The 25,019-nt window shown below is 70.4% G+C and carries 22 protein-coding genes and 3 pseudogenes; 12 read left to right on the top strand and 13 right to left on the bottom strand.

The features are described 5' to 3' along the window. Positions 1 to 212 precede the first annotated feature (212 nt). Positions 213 to 470: a hypothetical protein gene (locus AAFF41_RS42310; RefSeq protein WP_343325718.1), complete on the top strand. Its 258-nt coding sequence runs from the start codon at positions 213 to 215 to the stop codon at positions 468 to 470. 232 nt (positions 471 to 702) lie between these two features. Here AAFF41_RS42310 and AAFF41_RS42305 read toward each other — a convergent pair whose 3' ends face one another. The 3 genes from AAFF41_RS42305 to AAFF41_RS42295 form a co-directional block, all read right to left on the bottom strand. Next, on the bottom strand, positions 703 to 1,044 hold the full coding sequence (locus tag AAFF41_RS42305) for a hypothetical protein (protein WP_343325717.1): 342 nt from the start codon (positions 1,042 to 1,044) through the stop codon (positions 703 to 705). 926 nt (positions 1,045 to 1,970) lie between these two features. Further along, on the bottom strand, positions 1,971 to 3,326 hold the full coding sequence (locus tag AAFF41_RS42300; protein ID WP_319749090.1) for an NAD(P)/FAD-dependent oxidoreductase: 1,356 nt from the start codon (positions 3,324 to 3,326) through the stop codon (positions 1,971 to 1,973). 364 nt (positions 3,327 to 3,690) lie between these two features. Continuing rightward, positions 3,691 to 3,864, bottom strand: coding sequence for a hypothetical protein (locus AAFF41_RS42295; RefSeq protein WP_343325716.1), 174 nt, complete (start codon positions 3,862 to 3,864; stop codon positions 3,691 to 3,693). Positions 3,865 to 4,250: 386 nt separating this feature from the next. Here AAFF41_RS42295 and AAFF41_RS42290 point away from each other — a divergent pair, with 386 nt between their 5' ends. From AAFF41_RS42290 to AAFF41_RS42265, 6 genes and pseudogenes are all read left to right on the top strand, one after another. Then, positions 4,251 to 4,691, top strand: coding sequence for a GntR family transcriptional regulator (locus tag AAFF41_RS42290; protein WP_319749092.1), 441 nt, complete (start codon positions 4,251 to 4,253; stop codon positions 4,689 to 4,691). Continuing rightward, a pseudogene (locus AAFF41_RS42285) lies at positions 4,678 to 5,591 on the top strand (ATP-binding cassette domain-containing protein). The gene AAFF41_RS42290 and the pseudogene AAFF41_RS42285 overlap by 14 nt, the downstream one beginning before the upstream one ends. Continuing rightward, a complete protein-coding gene (locus AAFF41_RS42280; RefSeq protein ID WP_319749094.1) occupies positions 5,588 to 6,544 on the top strand; it encodes a transporter in 957 nt (318 codons plus the stop codon). The pseudogene AAFF41_RS42285 and the gene AAFF41_RS42280 overlap by 4 nt, the downstream one beginning before the upstream one ends. A 71-nt stretch (positions 6,545 to 6,615) precedes the next feature. Beyond that, positions 6,616 to 7,002: pseudogene (locus AAFF41_RS42275) on the top strand (methyltransferase); the annotation flags it as partial. A 147-nt stretch (positions 7,003 to 7,149) separates the two neighbouring features. After that, positions 7,150 to 8,223, top strand: a complete 1,074-nt coding sequence (locus AAFF41_RS42270) for an acyltransferase family protein (RefSeq protein WP_388415280.1) — start codon at positions 7,150 to 7,152, stop codon at positions 8,221 to 8,223. A 35-nt stretch (positions 8,224 to 8,258) separates the two neighbouring features. Further along, positions 8,259 to 9,038: a polysaccharide deacetylase family protein gene (locus AAFF41_RS42265; RefSeq protein WP_388415283.1), complete on the top strand. Its 780-nt coding sequence runs from the start codon at positions 8,259 to 8,261 to the stop codon at positions 9,036 to 9,038. Between the two features lie 129 nt (positions 9,039 to 9,167). On the opposite strand, the pseudogene AAFF41_RS42260 reads toward AAFF41_RS42265, so the two are convergent. Both AAFF41_RS42260 and AAFF41_RS42255 read right to left on the bottom strand, forming a co-directional pair. Further along, positions 9,168 to 9,508: pseudogene (locus tag AAFF41_RS42260) on the bottom strand (IS110 family transposase); the annotation flags it as partial. Positions 9,509 to 10,308: 800 nt separating this feature from the next. Continuing rightward, on the bottom strand, positions 10,309 to 11,274 hold the full coding sequence (locus AAFF41_RS42255; RefSeq protein WP_343325714.1) for a pirin family protein: 966 nt from the start codon (positions 11,272 to 11,274) through the stop codon (positions 10,309 to 10,311). A 208-nt stretch (positions 11,275 to 11,482) separates the two neighbouring features. On the opposite strand from AAFF41_RS42255, the gene AAFF41_RS42250 reads away from it, so the two are divergent. From AAFF41_RS42250 to AAFF41_RS42240, 3 genes are all read left to right on the top strand, one after another. Continuing rightward, positions 11,483 to 11,998: a MarR family winged helix-turn-helix transcriptional regulator gene (locus AAFF41_RS42250; protein WP_319749097.1), complete on the top strand. Its 516-nt coding sequence runs from the start codon at positions 11,483 to 11,485 to the stop codon at positions 11,996 to 11,998. 2 nt (positions 11,999 to 12,000) lie between these two features. Beyond that, on the top strand, positions 12,001 to 12,441 hold the full coding sequence (locus AAFF41_RS42245) for a MarR family winged helix-turn-helix transcriptional regulator (protein ID WP_343325713.1): 441 nt from the start codon (positions 12,001 to 12,003) through the stop codon (positions 12,439 to 12,441). Between the two features lie 68 nt (positions 12,442 to 12,509). Next, positions 12,510 to 12,857: a tetratricopeptide repeat protein gene (locus AAFF41_RS42240; RefSeq protein WP_319749099.1), complete on the top strand. Its 348-nt coding sequence runs from the start codon at positions 12,510 to 12,512 to the stop codon at positions 12,855 to 12,857. Positions 12,858 to 13,043: 186 nt separating this feature from the next. Here the strand turns inward: AAFF41_RS42240 and AAFF41_RS42235 are convergent, their stop codons facing one another. From AAFF41_RS42235 to AAFF41_RS42215, 5 genes are all read right to left on the bottom strand, one after another. After that, a complete protein-coding gene (locus tag AAFF41_RS42235) occupies positions 13,044 to 14,063 on the bottom strand; it encodes a hemolysin family protein (RefSeq protein WP_319749100.1) in 1,020 nt (339 codons plus the stop codon). Continuing rightward, a complete protein-coding gene (locus AAFF41_RS42230; RefSeq protein WP_343325712.1) occupies positions 14,060 to 15,493 on the bottom strand; it encodes a hemolysin family protein in 1,434 nt (477 codons plus the stop codon). Before AAFF41_RS42230 ends, AAFF41_RS42235 begins: the two co-directional genes overlap by 4 nt. 253 nt (positions 15,494 to 15,746) lie before the next feature. After that, complete coding sequence (locus tag AAFF41_RS42225; RefSeq protein ID WP_343325711.1) at positions 15,747 to 16,706, bottom strand: M56 family metallopeptidase; 960 nt, start codon at positions 16,704 to 16,706, stop codon at positions 15,747 to 15,749. Positions 16,707 to 16,712: 6 nt separating this feature from the next. Next, positions 16,713 to 17,180 (bottom strand): BlaI/MecI/CopY family transcriptional regulator, encoded by a 468-nt coding sequence (locus AAFF41_RS42220; protein ID WP_319749103.1) that lies wholly within the window; start codon positions 17,178 to 17,180, stop codon positions 16,713 to 16,715. Between the two features lie 31 nt (positions 17,181 to 17,211). Next, positions 17,212 to 18,618: a PepSY-associated TM helix domain-containing protein gene (locus AAFF41_RS42215; protein ID WP_319749104.1), complete on the bottom strand. Its 1,407-nt coding sequence runs from the start codon at positions 18,616 to 18,618 to the stop codon at positions 17,212 to 17,214. A 313-nt stretch (positions 18,619 to 18,931) separates the two neighbouring features. Between AAFF41_RS42215 and AAFF41_RS42210 the strand changes: the two genes are divergently transcribed. After that, the gene (locus tag AAFF41_RS42210; RefSeq protein ID WP_343325710.1) at positions 18,932 to 19,588 is read left to right on the top strand and encodes a peptide deformylase; all 657 of its coding nucleotides are present in this window, start codon (positions 18,932 to 18,934) and stop codon (positions 19,586 to 19,588) included. 735 nt (positions 19,589 to 20,323) lie between these two features. On the opposite strand, the gene AAFF41_RS42205 is transcribed toward AAFF41_RS42210, so the two are convergent. Continuing rightward, positions 20,324 to 21,757, bottom strand: coding sequence for a dihydrolipoyl dehydrogenase family protein (locus AAFF41_RS42205; RefSeq protein WP_319749106.1), 1,434 nt, complete (start codon positions 21,755 to 21,757; stop codon positions 20,324 to 20,326). Between the two features lie 135 nt (positions 21,758 to 21,892). Between AAFF41_RS42205 and trxA the strand changes: the two genes are divergently transcribed. Next, entirely contained in the window at positions 21,893 to 22,279 is a 387-nt protein-coding gene (trxA, locus tag AAFF41_RS42200) for a thioredoxin (protein WP_054231635.1), read from the top strand. Positions 22,280 to 22,347: 68 nt separating this feature from the next. Here the strand turns inward: trxA and AAFF41_RS42195 are convergent, their stop codons facing one another. Together AAFF41_RS42195 and AAFF41_RS42190 are read right to left on the bottom strand one after the other, a co-directional pair. Beyond that, on the bottom strand, positions 22,348 to 23,784 hold the full coding sequence (locus AAFF41_RS42195; RefSeq protein WP_343326442.1) for an aldehyde dehydrogenase family protein: 1,437 nt from the start codon (positions 23,782 to 23,784) through the stop codon (positions 22,348 to 22,350). A gap of 37 nt (positions 23,785 to 23,821) precedes the next feature. Further along, positions 23,822 to 25,000, bottom strand: coding sequence for a 4-hydroxybenzoate 3-monooxygenase (locus tag AAFF41_RS42190; protein WP_343325709.1), 1,179 nt, complete (start codon positions 24,998 to 25,000; stop codon positions 23,822 to 23,824). Positions 25,001 to 25,019: the final 19 nt, after the last annotated feature.

Below are 25,019 nucleotides of genomic sequence, written 5' to 3'. Positions count from 1 at the left end.
ACCCATTTCCGCGTCCGGGCCGAGCGGCACGCAGCTATAACGAGACGTGGCTGGGGGTACAGGATGAGAGGAACGCATGGTCTCTGTAACCCATCCGACGCACGACATCGAGGTCACTGCCGAACGCCTCCAAGAGGATTCGGCCTGCCTGCGGATCCAGAAGCAGGCGCTGGAAAGGGAACTTGCTGCGATCGTGGCGCAACCTCGGCTCGGTGCGACGGGCTCTCAGCACCTTCGAGTCCTTGATGCGTGCCCCAGCTGCCGCGAAGCAGGCCCAGATTCCGAAGCCCGTCGTCCTGCAAACGGAGATTGCCTCCACCTGCACCTCGGGCGCAGAAGCCGCCGAGCAGGAGCGAGGACGCGGACCGTCCTGCTCCGGCCGGGGACGACCCGGGTACGACCAGCTCACCGAGCAGATCATGGAGCACTTCGCCGCAGCCGACGACGTCGATGTACGGGCCTTGATATAGCCGCCGCTCTGGGCCGTGACTCCGATAGCGGAAGCATCAATGGTGTTCGCAGCACACTCGAACGCCATGGGTCGGCGACAAACAAGGGGGTCGGGTCCGCCGAGTCGACCAAGGCCACTCATCGATGACGAGGCGAGCGTCGGGCCGCGGTCCACTGCCCTGAACTGCTGCTTCGCTCGCAGCGGGCCGAGGGGGCCCGCACTCCGGGTGATAGTGAGCGGCGCCCGGCAGTTCAGCCCAACGACCCCAGGAGCACAGCGAAGCACAAGGTCATGGCCACAGTGATCAGGATCATCGCGGTGAGCGTTCCTCGTAGCCATCGCATGAAGCGGACACGGTGCTGCTGCTGCACCTCGCTGATGTTTGCAGCGAGGTGGTCCGTCACCATGCGTGCGACGTATGTCTGTTCCTTGAGGTACCAGCTCGCGATATCCACCTTCTGCTCCTCGGTGAGCCCCGGCACCCGCGTGGTGAAAACCCTCACGCGCTGCCGTGCTGCTTCCAGATGAGCGTGCCTGTACAGGAAGGTCTCGATGTCGGTCAGGCCGCGTGCGGCCTCCTTACTGGTGTTCATGGTGTGCTCCGCAGGAAAGGCAGTAGGCCCGGGTGCGTGAAGGCGGAAACGCCCTCGGCGCTTGGTAGGTGGACGAAGGCAGGGACCGAAGCCGGACGCCGTGTAGAGGGCTGAAGCAAGCGGTAGGGGCGACAGACGTGGCAACCTCGTCGTACGACACCGGCCGAATGTCGGCGGGTGCGGCCCAGACGGCCGTGTCTTCGGTGGAGGCGTCGGCCATGTCGCCAGCGGACTCGAAGGGCTGGGTGGAACGGATGGTCGAGAAGGGCATTCGCGACTGCCTGACGGGCAGAGCGACATGGTGCCGTACACCGGCGACTACCTCTGTCGAAAGGAGGTTCGCCATGGTGCGGCACAACGTCTCCGTGACGGCCTCGTCATCGATCACCAAGCCCAAGTCCTCGGACAGACCTTCGTCCGTGAGTACGTAGCCTCCGCTGACGGCCGGAACCACAACCGCCTCATGTCCGTGAGATCTGACGCTCGCAGCGTTCTCGGTATCCATGCGCCCCCCGTCGTCGATCGCAACGGCCCTCATGGGGAATCCTTCCCTTGCATGACGGCTTCCCACGGGAGAGCCGTAAGGACACCGTCCATCGCACCGTTGTGGTGCGGCCTTCACAACAAATGGACCGAGCAGCTCATCCACCTGTGACAGGCGTCCTGCGGCTGCCGGATGAAGGGAAGCCCACGATGCAGCACGCGTGGCCGCATCGTGCGCGGCGACGTTCCCGTGAGCCGACGACGAGTCAGTCTGTGGCAGCTCGGATCGTCCGATCGGTCGGAAACACCTGCCGCGCCGCGCCACGAGCCCAGGCCCAGTTGCCGTGCTCCGTCTCCAGCCGAGCGGCATGCCTCCGCTCACCGCCCCCTCCGGCAGGCTGCTGCCGCCTGGCGTCGGCAGCCTCACGGCCTTTCCCGCGTGCTCATGCGGCCCTGCGGCCACTCGTCGGGCTCTCCCCAGGGCGCTGCGGATCGCCGCTCGTGACGAACGCGTCCCGTGGATGCTGGACGGAGGCGAGGGAGACGAGATCTCGGCCGAAGACCGCAGCCGTGAGCCAGACCGTGAGGACGCGGATCTTACGTTCCCACGAGGGCACGGCCAGGACGTGATAGCCCCGGTGCATCAGCCAGGCAGGAAGCCCCTTGATGACGATCCTCTTGTACTGGAAGATGCCCCGTCCCAGCCCCAAGGTCGCCACCACCCCCAAACTGCTGTGGCGGTAGTTTTTGATCCGCCCCCCGCGCAGGTCGGCCACGATGTTCTTCGCGAGGAGTCTGCCCTGCCGTACGGCGTGCTGGGCGTTCGGCACCGTGTGAGCCCCCGGCACCGTTGAAGCCAGGTCGGGAACGGCCGCGTCGTCCCCGGCCGCCCATGCATCCGAAACGAGTTCGCTGTCGGTACCCACGCGCAGATCGGGCCGGACCACAAGCAGACCTCGCTCGTCGATCGGAAGATCCGAGTGGTTGTGCACGACCGGATTGGAGGCATTGCCGGCGGTCCATACGACCAACGCGGAATCGAACTCCTCCCCGTTGGAAAGCACTACATGGCCGTCGGCGAGGGAGTGGATCTGCGTGTTGAGGTGAACGTGCGCGCCACGGCGTTCCAAAGAGCGCACCACCCAGGCGCCCGGCTTGTCCCCCACCTCGGGCAGAATGCGGCCCCGAGCCTCGACCATGTGGAAGGACAGCTCGTCGCTGTTCAGCTCCGGATACGACTTCAGCATCGCCGTCGCGAGCGACAGCAGTTCTCCGAAGCCCTCGACTCCGGAGAACCCGCCACCCACGCACGTCACGGTCAGCAGCCTTCGCCGCTCGGCGCCGGGAGGCAAGGACGCCGCCTGGTCGAACGCGGTCATCAGCCGGTCGCGGATGGCCACCGCCTCTTCGACGTGCTTCAGTCCGATCGCGTGCTGCGCAAGCCCCGGGATGGGGAAGGTGCGGGTCACGGCGCCGGCGGTGACGACGAGGGTGTCATAACGCAGTTCGTAGTCAGCTCCCTTGGCAGGCCGTACCGTGATCGTCCGGTCTGCATGGCGGATCGCGGTCACGGTCCCTGCGATCAACCGGGCACGGCGCAGGTGCCGCCGCAGCGACACGGCGGCGTGACGAGCCTCGACCGATCCGGCCGTCACCTCCGGCAGAAACGGTTGGTATGTCATGTAAGGGCGGGGGTCGACAACCGTGATCCGCGCCTCTGCTGTACCAAGCCTCTTTTCGAGGCCCCATGCAGCGTAGAAGCCTGCATAGCCGCCACCGACAATCACAATTTCACGCATCAGACCCTCTGTTTGTTGTTCGACACCTCTTAGACAAGACAGGGCCAGACGGTGTGACACAGCTTGTGGCAGTGGGATCCCGCACTCATGTGACAGCACAGGCACTGGCCGTGCCGCAATTTGCCGGTGCTCTGAGGCGGGCATCATCAACGAGGCAGAGCCTTGCAGGGCCTGGGCTTATCCGCCTTTGCCGGATCCCCTGATGAGCAGAAGGGTCCGCCGGAGGCCGGACAGTCAGGCGGCGTGCGCGGTGAAGGCTCGCTGCCGCCCCTCCGCCTCCACGAGGGCGAGCAACGACTCGTGAGCGGGTTGGACACAGGGCGCATCGAGTCGTACGTGGTCCGGGGCCTGTTGCAACCGCCGATCACACGACCTCGCGACATGCAGGATCCCGCCGACGCGGCGATCCGGTCAGCAGGAACAGCCCCGCCACACAGAGGGCGATCCATACCGACAGCACCACAATGCCGCTGGTCAGTCCGTCGTGGTGGAAGTAGGCGATGCCGTCCACCGCGCGGACGCCGCCGCCGGCGGGCATGACCGAAGCGAGCGGCGTCACCAACCGGGCAGAAATTCGGGTGGCAGCACGCCACCGCTGGTGGCGTTCCCCATGACCAGCATGAAGATCGACGCCAGCGGAGCTCCGACCGGACCGAAGATGCGGATCGGGAGCACGGTGGCTCCGCGACGGCCCCGCCGTCAGCATCACGAGGCCGCACCCGCCGAGCCGGACGGCACTGGAGAAGCCATTCACCGAGCGCAGCCAGACGGCGCGGGGCTCCCTGTGTCTCACACATGAGGCATGACCCACCAACGGTGCCCCATCCGTGCTTGCGCGCTCATAGGCGTTTGACAGTGCCCCGGACATCCACCATGCTTCCATTAATTCATTAGCACAAGCATGGTGGAACCGAGGAAGGCGACGTGATCGACTACCGGATCGACCGTGGCAGCGGCGTACCGGCCTACGTGCAGATCATCGAGCAGACCGAGCGAGCGCTCCGGATGGGCTTCCTCAAGGTCGGGGACAAGCTGCCCACGGCAAAGGAGGTGGTGGCGGCGACCGCCATCAACCCCAACACGGTACTCCGGGCCTACCGTGACTTGGAGCAGGCCGGCCTGGTCGAACTGCGCCGCGGTCTCGGAACCTTCGTGACGCGATCACTCGTCCGGCCCGGCACAGAGGACGACTCGCCGCTGCGCCGGGAGGTCACCGACTGGGTGGCACGCGCCCGGGCCGGAGGCCTGGAACGGGCCGATGTACTCGCCATGGTCACAGCAGTTCTGGACGCCTACGGCAACGAACACGACAGCCACACCCGGGCGACCGGGAAGGGAAGAAGGAGGACGCATGACCAGGCCTGACGCGCCGGCCGCGTTGCGCGCCACGGGACTCGGATTCCGGTACCGGCGGCGGAGCGGCTGGGCCCTGCGGGAATGCGAGTTCACCGTACCCGGCGGTCGTATCGCCGCCCTCGTAGGACGCAACGGCGCCGGCAAGAGCACCCTGCTGCACCTGGCCGGCGGCCTCCTGCAAGCCGGCTCGGGGAACTGCGTGTGCTGGGTACCGCGCCCGGCACGTCCGAGGCTCGCGCCCGGGTCGCCCTGCTCACCCAGGACAAGCCGCTCTACCCCCGTTTCACCGTGGCGGACACCCTGCTGATGGGCGAGAAGCTGAACTCCTCGTGGGACCGGACGGCCGCCGAGCGGATCGTCCACGAGGGCGGCATCCCGCTCGACGCCCGCGTCGGCGACCTGTCCCCCGGGCGGCGCACCCGCGTCGCGCTTGCCCTGGCCCTGGGCAAGCGGCCCGAACTCCTGCTGCTCGACGAGCCGTTGGCCGACCTCGACCCCGTGGCACGAGGCGAGATCATGGCGGAACTCATGGCCGAGGCCGCCGAGCGCGGCACGAGCATCGTGCTGTCCTCGCACGTCCTGCCGGAACTGGAGGAGACCTGCGACTGGGTGCTGGTGCTGCGCGACGGCCGCGCCGAGCTGAGCGAGGACGCCGAGGCACTGCGCGAGAGCCACGCCCTACTGACCGGACCCGCCGACCGGGCCGACGCCCTGGTCGGACAGCACACTGTCGTACAGCGCCGTACCGCCGGCAGGCAGCTGACCGCCCTGATACGGCAAGGCGGACCACTGCGCGGTGACTGGCACGTAGCACGGCCCAGGCTGGAGGACATCCTGATCGGCTATCTCCAGGCCGGCGAGACACCGGGGCATCCCGCCGCGGGCGAGCGGACGGAGGCGGCGGCGTGAAGGGCTCCTTCTGGCTCGCCTGGCGCCAGCAGCGCGTACCAGCAGGCATCGGCGCGGCCGCCCTGGTCCTCACCGCGGCGATCGCCGCGTACTACCGCTCGGGCATGCTGGACGCACTGCGCAGCGGGCTGTTCAACCACTGCGCCACCGGGCCGCTGTACTGCACACGGTCCGACACCGGCCTGCCGCTCCTGCTGGATGTCGAACCGCTGAAGTACCTCGGGGCGCTGAACATCGCCCTGCCCGTCGTCATCGGCGTCTTCTGGGGCGCCCCGTTGCTGGGCCGCGACCGGGAACTGGGCACACACCGCCTGGTCCTCGCCCAGGGTCTGAGCCGCGGTCAGTGGTTCGCCTCCCGGTTCGCCCTGGCCGCGGCGACCACGACCGTCCTGTCCGGCCTGCTCGCGGGAGCGTTCGCATGGTGGTGGCGACCGGCCGCCGACCGCAGCTACGGCCTGTTCTGGTACGACAACACGGCCCTGAGCGGCTCGGGCCCGCGCGTCGCCGCGGCCGCCCTGTTCGGCCTGACAGCCGGCACGCTGCTGGGCCTGCTGGCCCGCCGGGTCCTGGCAGCGATGGGCCTGACTCTGCTGGTGACGGGGATGATGACACTCCTGCTGGAGTGGACACACTGGACCCGGCTACTGGTCCCGCCGCGCACCTACGTCAGCGCCGGCGGCGCCCCCAAAGCGCCGATGGGCGATAAGTGGTCGACCGGTAACTACGGCCTGATCACAGCCTCCGGCCGCCACGACTCCGTGTTCAACTGCCCCTTCCCGTCAGGTGCCCAGCTCAAGGAGTGCATGACGGCGCACGGGTACGTGGCCCGCTTCTACGAGGCCAACCCGGCCGGTGACTACTGGACTTTCCAGTGGACCGACACCGCAGTCCTCGGCGGCCTGGCCGTGCTGCTCACGGTCGTCACCGTGCTGCTCCTGCGCCGCCGCGTCTGACGTCGTCGCCGTACCGTCTCCCTCACCCCTCACCCGGATCCCCCCTTTGTCTGTACGGAGGTCGCTTCGCCATGCCCGCCGACGCCAAGTCGCCGAAGAAACTGCGCCACAACCGCGCCGCCCTCACCCACAAGACCGGTTACGCCCTGCGCCACCCCGGCCGCGTCGTCCCGTACCTTCGCCGGGCCGGCCGGGACGCGTGGCTGTGTCTCAAGCACCCCGACCACGTCGGCTACTACCGGGCCGTGATGGCTTCGGACACCCGCCGCAACCCGGAGGCCGCAGTCGGCAGCCAGACCCACGACCGGTGGCTGGCGCTCGGGCAGATGCAGTTCGACCACCTCGTCGAACACGGCCTGCGCCCCGAGCACCGCATGCTCGACATCGGCCGCGGCAACCTGCGCGGCGGCTGGCACTTCATCGGCCACCTCCACACCGGCAACTACTACGGCTTCGAGGGCTGGGAGCAGCGCCCGCACGGCCCGTCGAAGATACGCGTCAGCCACTCGCCCCTACCCACTGTCTGCTGACACGGCCCCGACGTGCCGTCCCCCGAACCTCGCAATGAGCAGTCGCGCCTGACCACGATAGACGGGCTACGTCTGGTGGCAGCGCTGATGGTGGCCGCGTACCACTTCCTGGGAACGCCCACCCCGCACTTCTGGGGCAGAACCGAGCTCCGGGATCTCGCCCCGTTCCTGCACGACATCGGCGGCTACGGGTGGCTCGGCGTCGAGTTCTTCTTCCTCATCAGCGGCTTCGTGATCTGCATGAGCTGCTGGGGAAGAACTCCCGCACAGTTCGCCGTCTCCCGAATCTCACGGCTCTTCCCGGCCTACTGGTGCGCGGTACTCCTGGTCGTCCTGCTCGTCCTGGCCTCGCGGCTGGGCCATCGGCCCGCCACCACGCACATCGACCCCCGTACGATTCTGGGGAACCTGACCATGGCCCCAGGGCCGCTGGGGCTCGATCCGGTCGACGGAGTCAGCTGGACCCTCTGGGTGGAGGCACGCTTCTACCTGCTGATGGCCGCACTGCTCGTCTTCGGCCTGTCCTACCGGCGGGTGGTGGCCTTCTGCGGAGCCTGGCTCCTGGCCGGTGTCATCGCCCTTGAACTCCACTCGCCCCTACTCGACGACTTCGTACTGCCCCGGTACACCGGCCTGTTCGTCGCCGGGATCGTGCTCTACCTCATGCACAGGTTCGGACAGAGCCTGCTGCTCTGGCTGCTGCTCGGTTTCGCCTGGTGCTACCAGCTCACCGTGCTCGAACTGCGGGTGGCCGACCACGCCGCCGTACCCCCTGGCGAGGGCCGGCCCTCTTGGGCCGTCTGCGCGGTCGTTCTCACCCTCTGCCTCGGGCTGCTGGCCCTCGCCGGAATCGGCCCGCTCGCCGGACTGCGATGGCGTTGGCCGGTCACCGCGGGGGCGCTCACCTACCCCTTCTACCTCGTCCACCAGAGCCTCGGAATCCCATTGGCCAAGGGCTTGATCCGGGCGTTCCCGAGGCTGGGGCCGCTGCCCTCGATGGCACTGTCCGTCATCTGCATGCTGGGGCTGTCCCTGCTGGTCCACACCCTGGTGGAGCGTCGGCTCGGACGCCGTCTGAGGTATCGCCTGACACTCGACATGCGGCCGCGGGACCTTGCCGCGCAACCCGCTCTCACCCGCACGCGGTAACCCCGCAACCCCACCCCACCGAAGAAAGGGCTCGTATGTTCTTCAACGCACGTACAAGACGGTCACGCATACTCATCGCCGTCGCGGCAGCGGCGGCCGTCGTCCTGGCCGTCGCCGTGACTCTGGCCATGACGGTGACGACCTACGATCACACCTCGCCGCGCGCCGCCCGGGGCAAGGCATCGGGATCGGTGGCCGGGAACGTCGACTGCCGCAAGGCGAAGTGCGTGGCCCTCACCTTCGACGGCGGCCCCAGCCTGACGACCCCCAAGCTGCTGGACATCCTGAAGCAGGATGATCTGCACGCGACGTTCTTCGTCCAGGGCCAGGGCCACATCGCGAAGTACCCCGCGATCCTGCGTCGCATCTCGGACGAGGGGCACGAAATCGGCAATCACACGTGGTATCACGAGGTTTTGACGGATATCAACGAGAACGACGCCCGTCAGGAGCTGGCCCGGACACAGGACGCCATCGAGAAGATCACCGGCACCAGGCCCATCCTGATGCGTCCGCCGGAGGGCCGCACCAACCGCAAGGTGGCCAAGATCTGCCGGGACTTGGGGCTGGCGCAGGTGCTGTGGAGCGTCACGGCCAAGGACTACGAGACGACCGACTCGGCCCTGATCACCAAGCGGGTGCTCGACCAGACCCACCGCGACGGCATCATCCTGCTGCACGACCTGCACAAGGGGACCGTTCCCGCGGTCCCGGGAATCATCAAGGCGCTCAAGCAGCGCGGCTACACCATCGTCACGGTGTCACAGTTGCTCGCCCCCGCCAAGCCCCAACCCGGGATGGTGTACCGGCCCTGAGCCACTTCAACGGCGAGCCCTTATGCATCAAAGGTCAGAGCAAGGGTGCCATCCCGCAAACGCATCTGCACGTTTCGATGCGGCGCCCCCGAAGCGATCAGGATCCATGAAGTCGAGTAAGGTCACGTCCGCTTTGGTGAGACTCCGAGCCGGAGGGTCGAGTGCGGGGCCGAGTTCGTGCACGTGCCAGCGCAACCGGTTGATCACGCGGGTGCGTTCGGCGACCAGGTTGTCGCGGTGGTCCATGAGCAGGCGCACCTCTCTGCTCGCGTCGTCGAGGTGCGCGGTCGGCAGGTCCGGTTCCCGCAGTGCCGCTTTGGCTGCGACCAGGGCGTCGATGGGGTCGGACTTGCGTAGGTGCAGGCGGCGGTATGGCAGTGAGCCATGAGCTGGGGCGGGACGCGCACGATCCGCTCGCCGGCGGCGAGGAGATCTCCCTCAAGACGGCGTGAGAGCTGACGGCAGTCTTCCGCCGGCGAAGTGCGGATCACTCCCGCGGACGCGGGGGTGATCCGCTGCTCTCCGTCCCGTTGGCGTCTCCCGGCCTGTGCCCGCCACTGGGTATCCGGGCATGACGTCCAAGAGCAGCGGGAACTCTGTGGGACTTTTCTGGGACTTCCGGCCGCGTCAACGAGCACGAGCGTGAGACAGCCGAAAGGCCATCTACGCACGTCAGTAACACGAAGCCGCCCCGCATTCCAGGTCACGGGGTCGTCCGGTCTCTTCCGGGACAACTCACCATGTGGGCGCGCCCGCGATGTACTGGCGCAGTCCCTGCGGCAGTACTGCAGCATCTTCCGTGCCGCCATCGGCCACGAAGCGTGACCGGAGCACATGGTCGGCGGGCCTTCCAGAACACGCCCAACGATCACCACCCGGCAACCCTCCTGGGGAGAATCTGGGGAGCATGAGCCGCCGTGGGGAGCGCGTGGGGAGAATGGGCTGCGTGACGCGGCAGGATCCCGAAAGAGCCTGAAAGGGTTATCCAGGCAGGTCAGAGTCGGTGCCGAACTCATCACCGCAGGTCAGGGCATCTCGGTAGACAACTTCAAGAAGATCTCTTCGTCACCCGAACCAGCCGTCACCACGCACCCACCGAATCCCGGAGGGCTTCTGTGAGCCGACCTGGTCACACAGACGCCATCACCTGCACGTCGCGCCCCGACCCGAGTCGATCACCACGAGACGCGGCCCTCCCCCCGGGCCGTTCCTGCCCAGGAGGACGCCCACCACGCCACACGGACACCCGACCCATGCGCATAACCGCAGGTCAACGCACCCGGCCCCGTGGCTTCAGCGGTACTGGCGGGAGTTCGGGAGCGGGCAGGGGGGCGCCGTCGTAGCCATGTACCTCGCCGAAGCGGGTGCCCTCCATCCAGTCCTTGCGGCCCTCTTCGATTTCCTGCTGGGAACGGCCGATGAAGTTCCACCACATGACCAGCTCCTCCTCGAACGGCTCGCCGCCCAGGAGCATGAGGGACGCCTCCGACTCGGCACGCAGGGGGAGTTCGGTGCGACCGCAGCCGAGGTAGAGCATGGAGCCCGGGAGCATCGGTACGCCGTCGACGTGCGCCTCGCCGGACATGGACAGGACGGCGTACTCGAAGTCGGGCTCCAGCGGCAGTCGTACCTCGGCGCCGCTCGCGAGGGACAGGTCGGCGCCGACGATCGGGGTGTACGTCGTGCCGGGCGAGGTCGTGCCGTCGACGGTGCCCAGGATGAGCGTGGCCTTGAGGCCGGCGGCCGTGACGAGGGGCAGCTCGGCGTGGTGCTCGAAGTGCGGGTCGGTGTGGCGGTGGCCGTCGGGGAGGGCGACCCACAGTTGCGCGCCGTGCAGGAAGCGGGCGTGCGACTTGGGACTCTCCTCGGAGTGGCTGATGGCCCTTCCGGACGTCATGAGGCCCAGTTCGCGCGGGCGGATCGTCTGCAGGCCGCCCGTGGAGTCGCGGTGCAGCACCTCGCCCTCGTGGAGCCAGCTGACGGTCTGGAGTCCCATGTGCGGGTGCGGCGGGACCTGCATACCGGGCTCGTCGGCGATGTCGTCGGGCCCGTAGTGATCGACGAAGCACCACGCGCCGATCATGCGGCGGCCCAAGTTGGGCAGCAGGCGGCGGACTTCGGTGGACTCGCCGAGCTTGACCCGACGGGGACTGAGGAGTTCACGCACCGGCTCGGCCACCACGAAACCGCGGCCACCGCACAGCGCGGGAACTGCCTCGCGATCAAGATTGCTCATGGGCCACAACCTAGACCCGTCGGGGACCGTCCGTCAGGCCGTCCTCCCTCCCCTGGGCTCCCCCGGACCCCTCCGGACTCCCCCGGACGGGGGTACTTGGGCCGGAGTCGGTGCGGTCCTAGGACCACGGGCGGAGGTCGGTGGGGCGTTGGTCGGGGACGGCGCAAAATAGTAGCCATGGATATAGTAGCCATGTATGGTTTTTCTCATGAGTTCGACATCCGAGCACGCGACCCCCGGCTTTCTCGTCTGGCGCCTGTCCACGAAGTGGCGCGTGGCCGTCGATCGGGCGGTCGCGCCGCTGGGTCTGACCCACGCCCAGTACTCGCTGGTCGCGTCGCTGTACGGGATGCACAGGGCCGGGCGGCGGCCCAGCCAGCGTCAACTCGCCGATCACACCGGACTCGAACCGCTCTACGTATCGAAGCTGGCCCGTGTCCTGGAGGCGGCCGGTGTCGTCGACCGGACGCGCGATCCCGCCGATCCACGTGCGATCCGACTGTCGCTCACGGAGGACGGACGCGAGGTCGCACGGCGCGCGATCGGGGTGGTCCAGGGGCTGCTCGAACAGCTCCTGGAACCGCTCGGCGGGCTCGGCGGCGAGCGCACGAAGGCGTTCAGCCGCGAGCTGGCGACCCTGCTCGACGTATCGCTCGATACGCCGAGCGACTCGCCGAGCGATGCATCTCTCGACACACATCTCGATTCACATCCTGAGGAGTAGCCATGAGCATTCCCACTCCCCCGGTCGGCGGCCAGGTCCTGGGGCTGGCCCACTACGCGAGCCGCGCGGCCCTGGAGGCCGTGCTGGTCCGCATCGGAAGCACCTTCAACCAGTCGGTGGCCCTGCGGGCCGTCGCGGACCAGGGCGGCACCGTCGAGCGCGACCGGCTCGTGGGGCGGCTGACCGGGGCACTGAAGGTCGAGGAGTCGGCGGCCGAGGAGACCGTCGCGGAAATGACGGCCCTCAAGCTGCTGACGGAGACGGATGCCTCGCTGGTGTCGCTCACCGAGCACGGCCGTGAGGTGTTCGAGGAGATCCGCACGGCCGGGAACGAGATCGCGGCCCGGCTGTACGCGGGCATCCCGGCCGAGGACCTGGCGACGGTGGGGCGCGTGCTGACCCTGGTGACGGAGCGGGCCAACGCGGTGCTGGCCGGCGGATGACGCCCACGAGCGAGGTGGTGGAATATTCAACCATCGGGTGAGGTTCTGGCACTCGAAGGAGGTCAGCAGTGGACACGAAGTACTACGACCAGGGGACGGCCGCGGAGCGCTGGGAGCGGGCGCAGCTGTTCTTCGACGCCAAGGACTACGCCGGCGCGGCGCGCGTTCTGGGCGGCCTTGTGGACGAGGTGCCGGAGCAGACCGGACCGCGGCTGCTGCTGGCCCGCGCGTACTACCACTCGGCCCAACTGCGCCGTGCTGAGACCGAGTTGCGCGCGCTCGTCGAGCGTGACCCGGTGGAGCACTACGCCCGGCTGATGCTGGGGCGCACGCTCCAGCGCCAGGGGCGTCACGACGAGGCCGAGTCGCACCTGCGGATCGCCTCCGCGCTCGCGGGTGACTTCGAGCAGGCGTGACCGCCCTTGCGGGTGCGACCGCACCTGGGAGCGCGCAGGCCCGCTGAGGACGTGAACGTCTCCCGAGGGCATGAGCGTCGAGGGCGTGAACGTCTCCGAGAGCAGGACGAAGAGGCCGGGTGCCGGAGCGCCGTGGCCGGTCATCGAGGTGACCGGCCACAGCCACGGCACCCGGCCTCTGCCGTGTCACGCCGCGCGCGGCTCCATCAGCCGTGCCAGCAGGTCGTCCAGGCTGACCAGACCGGTCAGCCGCCCCGTGTCGTCGCGTACGACGGCGAGGGAGGCGCGGTGCAGGCGGAGCTGTTCGACGGCGTGGGCGACCGTGTCGTGCGGTGCCAGCTCCGGGACGGGGCGGGCCAGGTCGCGGGCGACCGCGGGCCGGCCCTGCGCGCGGGCGACCAGGGCGTCACGGGCGTGCACCGAGCCGAGGACCGTGACGCCGTCGCGGACCAGGAGGCGGGTGCGGTCACTGTCCCCGGCGACGCCCAGTACGGCGTCGATCGTGGCGTCGGCGGGGACCGAGGTGATCCGGTCGGCCGGGATCCGGAGGTCGCCGACCGGGTGCTGCGGTTCGGTCAGTGAGCTGGTGATCAGCTCGGAGTCCTCCTTGCTGATCAGCCCGAGCCGCTCCGACTCCTCGACGAGGTGGGTGAGTTGCTCGCGGTTGTGGACCGAGGCCAGTTCGTCGCGCGGAGTGACTCGGCAGAGCCGGACCAGCGCGTTGCTCACCTTGTTCAGCCCCACGATCAACGGACGCACCGTCCGGGTCAGGGCCCGGAACGGCGGCGTGAGCAGCATGGCGGAACGCTCGGGGTGCGCGATGGCCCAGGACTTGGGGGCCATCTCGCCGACCACCATGTGCAGGAAGACCACGACGAACATCGCGAGCGCGAAGGACACTCCGTAGCTCAGGCCACTGGGCAGGCCAGCCTTGTGGAGCAGTGGGTCGAGTTCGTGCGAGATCGCGGGCTTGGACACCGAGCCCAGGCCCAGCGTGCAGACGGTGATGCCCAGTTGGGCGCCCGCCAGCATCAGTGACAGCTCGCGCATTCCGGCCAGCGCGGCCCTGGCGCCGCGTTGCCCGGCCGCCGCGGCCTGTTCCAGCCGGTGCCGCTTGGCGGCGACCAACGCGAACTCGGCGGCCACGAAGAACCCGCTGCCGATCAGGAGCAGCACGGTCACGAAGAGCGCCATCGAGAAACTCATGCCTGCTTCTCCGCACTGTCCCCACGGTGCGTACGGTGGACGCGGTCCGTGCCGCCCACGCCATCCGTACGGTCCGTACTCTCCGTACTCTCCGTACTCTCCGTACTCTCCGTACTCTCCGTCGCCGGCAGACGTTCCAGACGGACCCGTTCCGGTACGTGGCGGTCCAGGGCCTGTACGTCGATCGAGACGCGGCCCCCGTCGGACAGTTCGACGACGACGCGGTCCTCGATGGCCGGGAAGCGACCTAGGCGGTCGACGATCAACCCCGCCACCGTGTCGTAGTCGTCCTCCTCGGGCAGGCCGATGCCGGTCGCCTCGGCGACCTCGTCCAGTCGGCGGCCGGCGTCGACGAGCCACCCCTCCCCGTCGGCGACCGCGATCTCCTTGACGGTGTCGGTCTCGTCCGCGATGTCGCCGACGAGTTCCTCGGCGATGTCCTCGTAGGTGACGACGCCCGCCACGCCCCCGTGCTCGTCGAGGACGACGGCGAACTCGTCGTCGTAGGCCCGCATCTGTGCCACGGCCTCGGGCAGCGGCAGGGTGTCGGGCAGCAGCAGCGGTCCGCGGCCGAGCGCGCCGGCCGTCGTGCGGGTGAACCGGTCGGCGGGCAGCCGCATGAGCTCGCGTACGCCCAGGACGGCGGTGATGTCGTCCGGGTGGTCGCCGAGGACGGGGTAGTTCGAGTGTCCGTGCTTGGCGATCAGCTGGACGGCTTCCGTGGCCGTCGCGCCCCTGCGGACGAAGACGGCGTCGGCGCGCGGCACCATCACCTCGTCGAGGGTGCGGTCGGAGAACTCCAGGGCGTGGTCGAGGAGGTCGGCGGTCTCGCGCGGCAGCTGCCCGTGCTCGTGCGACTCGCCGATGAGGTGGCCGAGTTCCTCGAGGGTCGCGCCGTGGTGGAGTTCCTCGACGGGCTCGATGCCGACCTTGCGCAGCAGCTTGTTGGCGGCGCCGTCGAAAAGCCGTACGACCGGGCCGACGACCTTCAGATACGCGAGCGTGGAGCTCGCCAGGGCCTTCGCGAGGCGCTCCGGGACGGCCAGGGCCAGGTTCTTGGGGGCCAGTTCGCCCAGCACCATCTGGAGCACGGTCGCGAACACGAAGGCCAGCACCACCGAGATGCCGGTGACGGCGCCGTCCGGGATGCCGGTCCCGGTGAGGACGGGCTTGAGCAGGGCGGACACGGACGGCTCGGCGAGGAAGCCGACGACCAGACCGGTCACGGTGATCCCGAGCTGGGCGCCCGACAGCATGAAGGACAGCCGCTCCAGCACCTTCAGGGCGCGGGTGGCGCGTCGGTCGCCCGCTGCCGCTTCCCGCGCGAGCGCGAGGCGGTCGGCGGCGACGTACGCGAACTCCTGGGCGACGAAATAGCCGGTGCCGGCGGTCAGGACGAGGACGGCCAGCAGGCCGAGTGCGGCACTCATCGAACACCACCCCACTGTGTGCCGCGCTCAAGAGAGATCAGGCGGGGTGGTTCGGGACTGTGTCCCGGGGGGTCCGTCGGTCTGGCGGACAAGGAAGCGCTCCTCCGGAGTCGGCGTGTCCCTGGGAAACGATTCTGTTCGCAAACGAGTTCCCAGCCGCCGACGTTCTTTCTACACGGCTGTAGGAACCACGAGGAGTGGTGGCGGAGCAACAGAGGAGTGGCGGCCGAGCTGCAGCGGCGTAATGGCCGAGCTACAGCGGCGGCAGCGGCGTGGCCGCGTGCAGGATCAGGACCATCGTCACGGCCGAGTTCGCCGACGACATCGCGGAGACGAGCGTGCCGACCGCGGCACCCCAGGCGGCCAGCCCCACGGACGTGAACACGGACGGCCAGCTGCGGGCCGCCGGCGCGGGGCGCAGCAGGGCGGCGACCCGGCGCGACACAGAACCCGCGGACGCGAATCCGGCGAAGCCGGTGAACGTGGCGAACGCCGGCACCGGGCCCCCGCCCGACAGCAGGGCCGCCTTGCCGATCGCCCGCGCCACCACCGTGCGGTTGCCGACCGACCGGGCCGCGTCCTCGTCCGCCCACCGCTCCGTGGTGTAGACGACGGTCGTACGCAGCGGCCGCAGGAACGGATTGGCGCGCGCCGCGAGTCGTACGGCGAGCAGGTGGCGGTGGTGAGCGGCCGTCAGGTGGGCCCGCTCGTGCGCGAACAGGGCACGGCGCTCGGGTGAGGTGAGGCCACGCAGCAGGGCCGTGGTGACCACCACGCGGTCGCGGCGTCCGCCGGGGAGAGCGTAGGCGTAGGGCTTCTCCTCGGGCAGTACGACCACGGAGCGGCTGGGCAGCGCGGCGAGCGCCCGCCGCGCGCGCTGGGCGACCCGGCGGTGGCGCCACAGGGTGCGTGCGCAGACCGCGAGGACCAGGACCAGGGCCGGGATCGCCGCCTTGCCCGCGATCTCGTCGTGCGGGACCGCCGCACGGACCTCCGCGTCGGACCAGCCGTCCGGGAGGGGGTTGCCGGGCAGCTGCGCGGTCCCGACGACCATGAGCAGGGCCAGGCAGAGTGTGCTGCACAGGGCCATGACGGTGGCGACCGCCGTCAGCAGCCGGGTGGCCGTACGCGGATGCAGATGCAGTTCGGCGAGGCGTGCCACCGGCCAGGCACTGAGTGGCAGGACGAGCGGCAGAAAGACGAAGACCCGCATGAGACGTCAGTCTTCCGTACCGTCGGGCACCCCGTCGGCCCCGCCCACCACATCGGCCCCGTCCGTCGCCTCGGCCCCGCCCGTCGCGTGGGCCGTCTCCAGGAGCGCGCGCAGGACCTGTTCGTCGTCCGGCGGCAGCGCGGTGACGAAGCTGGCGAGGACGGCCTCGCGGTCGCTCTCGCCGTCGAGAAGCCGGCGCATCTTGAGCGCGGCCAGGCCCGCGACGTCGGCGGTGGGCCGCCACACGAAGGAGCGTCCGCGTCGTTCGCGGGCCACCGCGTCCTTGGCGAGCAGCCGGGTCAGGATGGTGACGACGGTGGTGTAGGCGAGGTCGCCGCCGAGCCGTTCCTGCACCCAGGCGGCGGTCACCGGGGCCTCCGCCTCGCGCAGCGCGCCGAGCACCTGGCTCTCCAACTCGCCCTGCCCGCGGCGCCTGGGAGGCCGGTGCGGGTCCTCTCGGTCGCGCTGCGCCATGTCCGTCTCCCTCCGGCGTTCCCCTACCCGATCACGCTACCTGGCCTCCCTGGTTGCGCTTGCCACGGCGGTACGCGATCGCGCCGAGGACGACGTCCACGGCGACGAACACCGCGAGCGGGATGCCGAGCAGCGGGACGAAGTAGCCGAGCACGGCGACGGCCGCCATGAGCGGGACGAGGATCTGCGGCGGGACCTGCTGCCAGGCGCCGCGCGGGATGGGGCGGCCGAACGCGGAGGCACGGCCGCGCTGCCACCACATGCGGTAGCCCCACACGATCAGCAGGACGAGGCAGAGCGCGAGGGCCATCAGGGCGATCTGGTTGACGAGGCCGAAGAGGACGCCGCTGTGGGCGTCGATGCCCCAGCGCGTCAGTTTGGCGAGCAGCGGGTAGTCGGCGAAGTGGAGTTCGTCGGTGACCTTGCCCGTCGTCGGGTCCACGGCGACGGAGTCCTGCTTCTCGGGCCAGCTGCGCTGGACCTGCTTGACCACGTACGCCGTGGAGGCGTCGGCGGGTACGACGATCTCGACGGGGTCGCCGAGGCTCTCGGCGCGGGCGGCCGCGAGGATCCTGTCGAGGTCCCGGGGCGTGGTCGAGGCCGTGGTGCCGCCGGACCCCGTGCCGGTGTGGCCCGCGTGCTCGCCGCCGGCCGCCACCGACGCGGACACCGAGGGGGTCGCCTGGCCGAGCGAGGTCCTGAGTTCGTCGATGTCGGCGCCGGCGTAGGTCGACCAGGTGAGTCCGGTCGCCGACAGGAAGAAGAACCCGGCTGCCGCCCACACACCGACGGTGCCGTGCAGCCCGAGGGTGCGACGGCGCCCGGACATGCCCCGCACCTTGCGCTGGGCTCGCCGCCGGCCGAACCACAGCACCAGCCCGCCGGCCGCGATGACCCACAGCCAGCTCGCGGCGAGTTCGCTGTAGAGCCGGCCGTTCTCACCGAGATGCAGGTCACGGTGGAGCTCGTCGATCCAGGTGCGCAGCGGGAGCGCGCCGGTGGCGCCGTACTGCTCCAGCGATCCGCGCACCTTCGCCGTGTACGGGTCCACGAACACCGCGAGTGTGTGCCCCTCGCCGACGCCGGGGACGCCGGAGAGCAGCACCCTGGTCGTCGCGTCCGCTTCAGGCGACGGTCGTACGGCGGAGACCGCGCCCTGCGGGTGGGCCTTGCGGGCGGCGGCCACCTGCTCGGACAGCGGCAGCTTGTCGTCGCCGACCGGGACGGTCAGCTCATGCGCGTACACGATCTTCTCGGCCTGGTACGAGGCGGCGTACAGGAAGCCGGTCAGGGCCGCGACCAGCAGGAACGGGGCGACGAGTATGCCCGCGTAGAAGTGCAGGCGCAGGATCAGGGGGCGCAGGGCCGCCTTTCTGGTGGGGGCCGGGGCGACGGGTTTGGGGGACTCGTCCGTCGTGGTCGTGGGAGCGGTGGACATGGGCGGGCTTCTCCGGTCGGACGGTGAGGGGAATGCGGACAGAAGCGGGGACAGGAGTGGGACAAGGACGGGGCAGGGACGCGGACGGGGACGGGACGGGTACGCGGACGGGACAGGGATGGACTCGGGCCGTGGGCCGGGGAGTTGGACTCTCGGCCCGGAGTGGTCCGTGGTGGTCCAGAAGTCGGGGCGCAGGGGCGTCGAGTTCCCGGGCCGCCCTGTGGTCCGAGTCACACGTACAGGCGTGTGGGGACCCGGCAGACGCCCCTGGCGCCGCCTCGCTTGGCGCGATCGGTCTTGGCATCCTGGCGCGATGGCATCCGAACGTGACCCCAGCGCCTCCCGCCCCCTGAGCGAGCTGGTCGAGGAACTCCTCGACCATGAAGGCCCGTTGCCCATCGTCGCCGCCGGGGACCCGGTGCTGCGCCGCCCCGCCGAGCCCTTCGCCGGCCAGCTCGACCCGGGGCTCCTGACCCGCTTCGTCGCCGCCCTGCGCGCCACCATGCACGCGGCGCCGGGCGTCGGCCTCGCGGCACCGCAGGTCGGCGTGCCCCTGCGGATCGCGGTCATCGAGGATCCGGCGCCGGTCTCCGAGGAGGTGCGGGTGGTGCGCGGGCGGGTGCCGCAGCCGTTCCGGGCGCTGGTGAATCCGTCGTACGAGGGGGTGGGCGCGGGGCGGCCCGTGTTCTTCGAGGGGTGTCTGAGCGTGCCGGGGTGGCAGGCCGTGGTGGCCCGGCACGCCGAGGTGCGGCTGACCGCTCTGGACGAGCGGGGCCGGGCGATCGACGAGGTGTTCACGGGGTGGCCCGCGCGGATCGTCCAGCACGAGACGGATCACCTGGACGGCGTGCTCTACCTCGACCGTGCCGAGTTGCGTTCGCTGTCTTCCACCCAGGCGATGGCGGAGCGCTGGGCGCAGCCGACTCCTGCGGAGGCCGCCGCCGCTCTGGGTTTCGCCCTGCCCGACTGAGGGTGCGCGCCGCGGGCGCCTCCGGCGACGGCTGTGCGGCAACGAAGGCGGCGCGATGCCGCGCCCTGCGGGGGGCCCGGCGGTCCGGTCACGACCGAGCCGGCTGAGAACGGGACGCTCTCCGGGCCCGGCGCCGGGGGGCCGGACCCGGCTCAACCAGCCGGCAGGACCAGGGGCCGCGCCCGGCTGAACCCGACGGTGGGACCGGTGGCCGGACCCGGCCGAACCCGCCGACGGGGTCGGGGCCGGGTACGGGCGGCCCCGGAAAGCCACGGTCCCAACCGACGTCGAGCCCGAACCGCCGGACCCGTCGGGCTCGGCCGCGCCGCCTCGGACGGCCCGGCCCGGACCCACCGAAGTCCGGACGACCGCCGACGGCCCATCAATTCCCGGGTCCGAGACCCCCCGGGGGGGAAGCCGTCGACGCCCGAACGACCGGCCCCTGCCGGTCGAACCGAGCCGGCCCAACCGAGCCGGTCGAACCCGAACCCGAACCCGCCGGGGAGCCAGACCCCGCCAATCCCCGCCACCCAACGACAGGGCCCAGCCCGTCGATCCCGGACGGCCGAACCCCAAGGCCACCGGGACCCGAACAGCGGACGCCGAACGGGTGAACCCGGCCGTCCAGTTCCGGAGGGCCGGAATCCGCGCCCTCGGCGCTCAGGCCGCCGGCGTCCGAGCGGCCGGTCCTGGCCCGTCGATCACAGACGGCCGTACCCCGGCGACCGGCTTCGGCTACGCGTCCCGGTACATCTCCAGCAGCCGCAGCCACACTTCGCTCACCGTCGGGTACGACGGGACCGCGTGCCACAGGCGGCTGATCGGAACCTCGCCGGCGATGGCGATGGTCGCCGAGTGGATCAGTTCCCCCACGCCGGGGCCGACCAGGGTGAGGCCCACCAGGATCTCGCGGTTGATGTCGACGACCATGCGGGCCCTGCCACGGTAGCCGTCCGCGTACAGGCCCGCGCCCGCCACGGAGGACATGTCGACGTCGACGGCGCGGACGCGCAGGCCCGCGCGCTCGGCCTCGGCGAGGGAGAGGCCGACGGCCGCGGCCTCCGGGTCGGTGAAGACGACCTGGGGGACGGCTCCGTGGTCGGCGGTCGCCGAGTGCGCGCCCCAGGGGTCGGTCTCCAGGAGGGGCACTCCGGCGGCACGGGCGGCGATGGCGGCGCCGGCGATCCGCGCCTGGTACTTGCCCTGGTGGGTGAGGAGCGCGCGGTGGTTCACGTCGCCGACCGCGTACAGCCAGTCGCTGCCGGTGACTCGCAGGCTGTCGTCGACGTCGAGCCAGGAGCCGGGCTCGAGGCCGATCGTGTCGAGGCCGAGGTCGTCGGTGTGGGGCACACGGCCGGTGGCGAAGAGGATCTCGTCGGCCTCGATGCGGTCGCCGGTGTCGGTGAGGGCCACCACGGTGGAGCCCTCGCGCGTCACCGCGGTCACCGAGGTGCCGGTGCGGACGTCCGCGCCCGCCTCCTTCAGCGACTCGGCGACCAGCTCACCGGCGAAGGGCTCCATGCGGGGCAGCAGTCCCTTGCCGCGGACGAGGACGGTGACCTGGGAACCGAACGCCTGCCAGGCCGTGGCCATCTCGACGGCGACGACACCGCCCCCCACCACGATGAGCCGACCCGGCACCTCGTGCGCGCTGGTGGCCTCACGGCTGGTCCAGGGCCGGACCTGGTCGAGCCCCGGCAGGTCGGGGAGCAGGGCGCGGGTGCCGGTGCAGACGGCGACCGCGTGCCGGGCCGTGAGCACCTGCCGCTCGCCGTCGGGCCCGTCGACGGCCACCTTGCGCGGCCCGGCGAGGCGCCCGTGTCCGCGATACAGGACGGCGCCGATGCCGTCCAGCCAGCCGACCTGTCCGTCGTCCTTCCATTGGGAGGTGTAGTAGTCGCGGTGGGCGAGGACCGCGGGGACGTCGAGGGGGCCCTGCACCGCCTGGCTGAGGCCGGGCACGTGGCGGGCGTCGGCGCGGGCGATGACCGGGCGCAGGAGAGCCTTGCTGGGCATGCAGGCCCAGTACGAGCACTCGCCGCCGACCAGTTCGCTCTCCACGACCGCGGTGGAGAGGCCGGCCGCGCGGGCGCGGTCGGCGACGTTCTCCCCCACGGGCCCGGCCCCGAGCACCACGACGTCGTACGCGATGGATTCCGTTTCCGTCATGGGCCCAGTCTGGTTGTTGGTGTGCTCGGAGGCCACACGGGTACGTGCGCGGAATACGCCGCCCAGGGGTGGCGTTGTGCACACCGGCTTCGCCCCGAGGCCCGAGGCCCGACATCAGGAAGAGGTAGTCACGCCATGAGCAGCACGATGGAGCTGACCAAGGAGAACTTCGACCAGACGGTCACGGACAACGAGTTCGTCCTGATCGACTTCTGGGCCTCCTGGTGCGGGCCGTGCCGTCAGTTCGCCCCGGTCTACGAGAAGGCCGCGGAGGCCAACCCGGACCTGGTGTTCGCGAAGGTCGACACGGAGGCGCAGCCCGAGCTGGCCGCCGCCTTCGACATCCAGTCGATCCCGACGCTGATGATCGTCCGCGACCAGGTCGCGATCTTCGCCCAGCCCGGGGCACTGCCCGAGGCCGCCCTGACGGACGTCATCGGACAGGCCCGGAAGCTGGACATGGACGAGGTCCGCAAGTCCATCGCGGAGCAGCAGGCCAAGCAGGCTCCGCAGGGCGAGTAGGTCCACCGGGCCGCAGGGCGAACAGGTCCAGCGGGCCGCGGGCGGGCAAGTCCCGCACCACCCTTCCGTCAGAACGGGTACGGCGCCACATCTCCGCGCACCGTCGTCCAGCGTACGTCGGTGAAGGCCTCCAGGTTGGCCTCACCGCCGAAGCGGGCACCGGTGCCGGAGGCGGCGATCCCGCCGAAGGGGGCCACGGCCTCGTCGTTGACGGTCTGGTCGTTGATGTGGGCGATCCCGGTCGGGATGCGCTCGGCCAGGTCCAGGCCGCGCGCGGTGTCCCGGGTGACGATGCCCAGTGAGAGGCCGTAGGGTCCGGCGGCGGCGAGGGCCGCGGCCTCGTCGGCGTCCGCGAACGATCGTACGGGCGCCACCGGGCCGAAGACCTCCTCGGCGTACGCGGGCGTCGCGTCGTCGACTCCCGCGAGGACCGTCGGACGGTAGAAGAGCCTCTCATGCGTGCCACCGGCCGCGAGCTTCGCGCCGCGCGCCGTGCTGGACTCCACCAGCCCCTGGACCTTGGCGAGTTGGGCGCTGTCGATGATGGGCCCGAGGTGCACCTGCTCACGGTGCGGGTCGCCGACGGCGAGCGAGTCGGCCTTGGCGGCGAGCCGCTCGACGTACTCCTCGTAGAGGGAGGCGTGGACGAGGTGACGGCCCGTCGTCATGCAGATCTGGCCCTGGTGGAAGAACGAGCCCCACGCGGCCGTGGAGATCACCGCGTCGATGTCGGCGTCCTCAAGGACGATCAGCGCCGAGTTGCCGCCCAACTCCAGGTGGGCGCGCTTGAGGAGGCGGCCCGCCGCCTCGCCCACCGCGCGGCCGGCGGCGGTCGATCCGGTGAAGGAGATCACCGGCACGTTCGGGTCGGCGACCAGCGCCTGGCCCGCCTCCGGACCGCCGGGCAGAACGTGCAGCAGACCCTCCGGGAGCCCCGCCTCGGCGAAGACGGCGGCGAGCGCGAGTCCGCCGCAGACGGCGGTGCGCGGGTCCGGCTTCAGGACGACGGCGTTGCCGAGCGCGAGTGCCGGGGCCACCGAGCGGATCGAGAGGATCAGCGGGGCGTTGAAGGGGGAGATCACGCCCACCACACCGACCGGGACGCGTCGGGTGTAGGACAGACGCGGTGCCTCGGAGGGAAGGATCTGGCCGCTGGGGCGGGAGGCGAGGGCGGCGGCCTCGTAGCACTCCTGGGCCGCGACGTGCAGTTCGAAGTCGGCCTTGCCCGGGATCGAGCCGGACTCGCGCACGATCCAGTCGCGCAGCTCGTCGGCGTGGGCGGCGAACAGGTCGCCGGCCCTGCGCAGTACGGCGGCGCGCACGAAGTGCGGTGCCTTCGCCCACTCCGCCTGGGCGGCACGGGCGTCCCGCGCGGCCGTGCCGATGTCCTCGGCGGCGGCGAGCGTGACCGTGGCCAGCGTCTCTCCGGTGGCGGGTTCGGTGACGGCGTACTCACCGCCCGCCAGGGTGCGGGGCTGCCAGGTCTTGGGGTCGAGCAGCGGCATGTCGGCTCTCCGATCGTTCACTGTTGACCACCGGGACTCACGGTCCCAGCGGCAGTCCCGTGTAGTTCGCGGCCAGTTCGGCGGCCGCGTGGCGGGATGTCGTGATCCGGCGCAGCCGGGCGAGCTGGATCCGGTGGTCGAAGACATCCCCATTTGGTTGAGCGTGCAACATTCTAGTCATGTCGTACGAGAAGCGGGTGGCCTGCCATACCCGCTCGAGACACAAGTCCGAGTACTGGTCGAGAAGTTGGGTCGATCCCGTGCGATGCGACTCGATGAGCCCGCGGGCCAGCACCCGTACGTCGGAGACGGCGAGGTTGAGCCCCTTGGCCCCGGTCGGCGGCACGATGTGCGCGGCGTCCCCCGCGAGGAAGAGCCGGCCGTGACTCATCGGCTCGTGGACGTAACTCCGCATCGAGGTGACCGACTTGGAGGTGATGGGTCCGCGCCCCAGGCGCCAGTCGCCGTCGACCGCGAAGCGCGCGGCGAGTTCGTCCCAGATGCGCTCGTCGGGCCAGTCGGCGACGTCGGTACCGTTCGGGACCTGGAAGTACAGCCGGGACACGGTCGGCGAGCGCATGCTGTGCAGAGCGAAGCCGCCGACACCGCGCGCGTAGATCAACTCCTCGCCCGAGGGCGGCACATCGGCGAGGATCCCGAGCCAGGAGTACGGGTAGTCGTGCGCGTACGTGCGGCTCCCGTCGGCGGGAAAGGCGTTCCGGGAGATGCCGTGGTAGCCGTCGCAGCCCACCACGTAGGCACAGCTCAGGGCCTGTTCACGACCCTCGTGCACAAAGCGCACGACCGGCGCGTCGCTCTCCGGGCGCTCGACCGCGAGGGCCTCGGCCTCGAACAACAGCGGTGGCCCGGCGGCGAGTTGGAGGGAGATCAGATCTCGCACGATCTCCGTCTGGGCATAGATCGTGACGGTACGGCCACCGGTGAGGGCGGGAAAGTCGATGTGATGGCGCTCGCGGTCGAAGCGCAGCTCGATGCCGTGGTGGACCAGGCCCTCGGCGTCCAGCCGGTCGGCGGCTCCGCACGCGCGCAGGGCGTCGACCGAGCCCTGCTCCAGCATCCCGGCGCGCTGGCGGTGCTCGACGTAGACGCGCGACCTGCTCTCCAGCACGGCGCAGTCGATGCCCGCGCGGTGCAGCAGCCGGGCCAGCAGGAGCCCGGCGGGGCCACCGCCGATGATGCCGACCGTGGTCCGCATGGCGCGCCTCCCGTACCTG

The organism is Streptomyces mirabilis, from assembly GCF_039503195.1.
GTDB lineage: Bacteria > Actinomycetota > Actinomycetes > Streptomycetales > Streptomycetaceae > Streptomyces > Streptomyces mirabilis_D.
The sequence above is the reverse complement of the archived record's forward strand: the minus strand, read 5'-3'. Positions and strand labels throughout refer to the sequence as shown.

Excerpts from the sequence above, each read along its gene's own strand:
- AAFF41_RS42210 (WP_343325710.1), top strand. The coding sequence starts at position 18,932 with ATGGCATCCGAACGTGACCCCAGCGCCTCCCGCCCCCTGAGCGAGCTG.
- AAFF41_RS42300 (WP_319749090.1), bottom strand. The coding sequence starts at position 3,326 with ATGCGTGAAATTGTGATTGTCGGTGGCGGCTATGCAGGCTTCTACGCT.
- AAFF41_RS42305 (WP_343325717.1), bottom strand. The coding sequence starts at position 1,044 with ATGAACACCAGTAAGGAGGCCGCACGCGGCCTGACCGACATCGAGACC.
- AAFF41_RS42250 (WP_319749097.1), top strand. The coding sequence starts at position 11,483 with ATGAGTTCGACATCCGAGCACGCGACCCCCGGCTTTCTCGTCTGGCGC.
- AAFF41_RS42245 (WP_343325713.1), top strand. The coding sequence starts at position 12,001 with ATGAGCATTCCCACTCCCCCGGTCGGCGGCCAGGTCCTGGGGCTGGCC.
- AAFF41_RS42205 (WP_319749106.1), bottom strand. The coding sequence starts at position 21,757 with ATGACGGAAACGGAATCCATCGCGTACGACGTCGTGGTGCTCGGGGCC.
- AAFF41_RS42265 (WP_388415283.1), top strand. The coding sequence starts at position 8,259 with ATGTTCTTCAACGCACGTACAAGACGGTCACGCATACTCATCGCCGTC.
- AAFF41_RS42235 (WP_319749100.1), bottom strand. The coding sequence starts at position 14,063 with ATGAGTTTCTCGATGGCGCTCTTCGTGACCGTGCTGCTCCTGATCGGC.
- AAFF41_RS42295 (WP_343325716.1), bottom strand. The coding sequence starts at position 3,864 with ATGCCCGCCGGCGGCGGCGTCCGCGCGGTGGACGGCATCGCCTACTTC.
- AAFF41_RS42225 (WP_343325711.1), bottom strand. The coding sequence starts at position 16,706 with ATGCGGGTCTTCGTCTTTCTGCCGCTCGTCCTGCCACTCAGTGCCTGG.
- AAFF41_RS42255 (WP_343325714.1), bottom strand. The coding sequence starts at position 11,274 with ATGAGCAATCTTGATCGCGAGGCAGTTCCCGCGCTGTGCGGTGGCCGC.
- AAFF41_RS42195 (WP_343326442.1), bottom strand. The coding sequence starts at position 23,784 with ATGCCGCTGCTCGACCCCAAGACCTGGCAGCCCCGCACCCTGGCGGGC.
- AAFF41_RS42230 (WP_343325712.1), bottom strand. The coding sequence starts at position 15,493 with ATGAGTGCCGCACTCGGCCTGCTGGCCGTCCTCGTCCTGACCGCCGGC.
- AAFF41_RS42215 (WP_319749104.1), bottom strand. The coding sequence starts at position 18,618 with ATGTCCACCGCTCCCACGACCACGACGGACGAGTCCCCCAAACCCGTC.
- trxA (WP_054231635.1), top strand. The coding sequence starts at position 21,893 with ATGAGCAGCACGATGGAGCTGACCAAGGAGAACTTCGACCAGACGGTC.
- AAFF41_RS42190 (WP_343325709.1), bottom strand. The coding sequence starts at position 25,000 with ATGCGGACCACGGTCGGCATCATCGGCGGTGGCCCCGCCGGGCTCCTG.
- AAFF41_RS42220 (WP_319749103.1), bottom strand. The coding sequence starts at position 17,180 with ATGGCGCAGCGCGACCGAGAGGACCCGCACCGGCCTCCCAGGCGCCGC.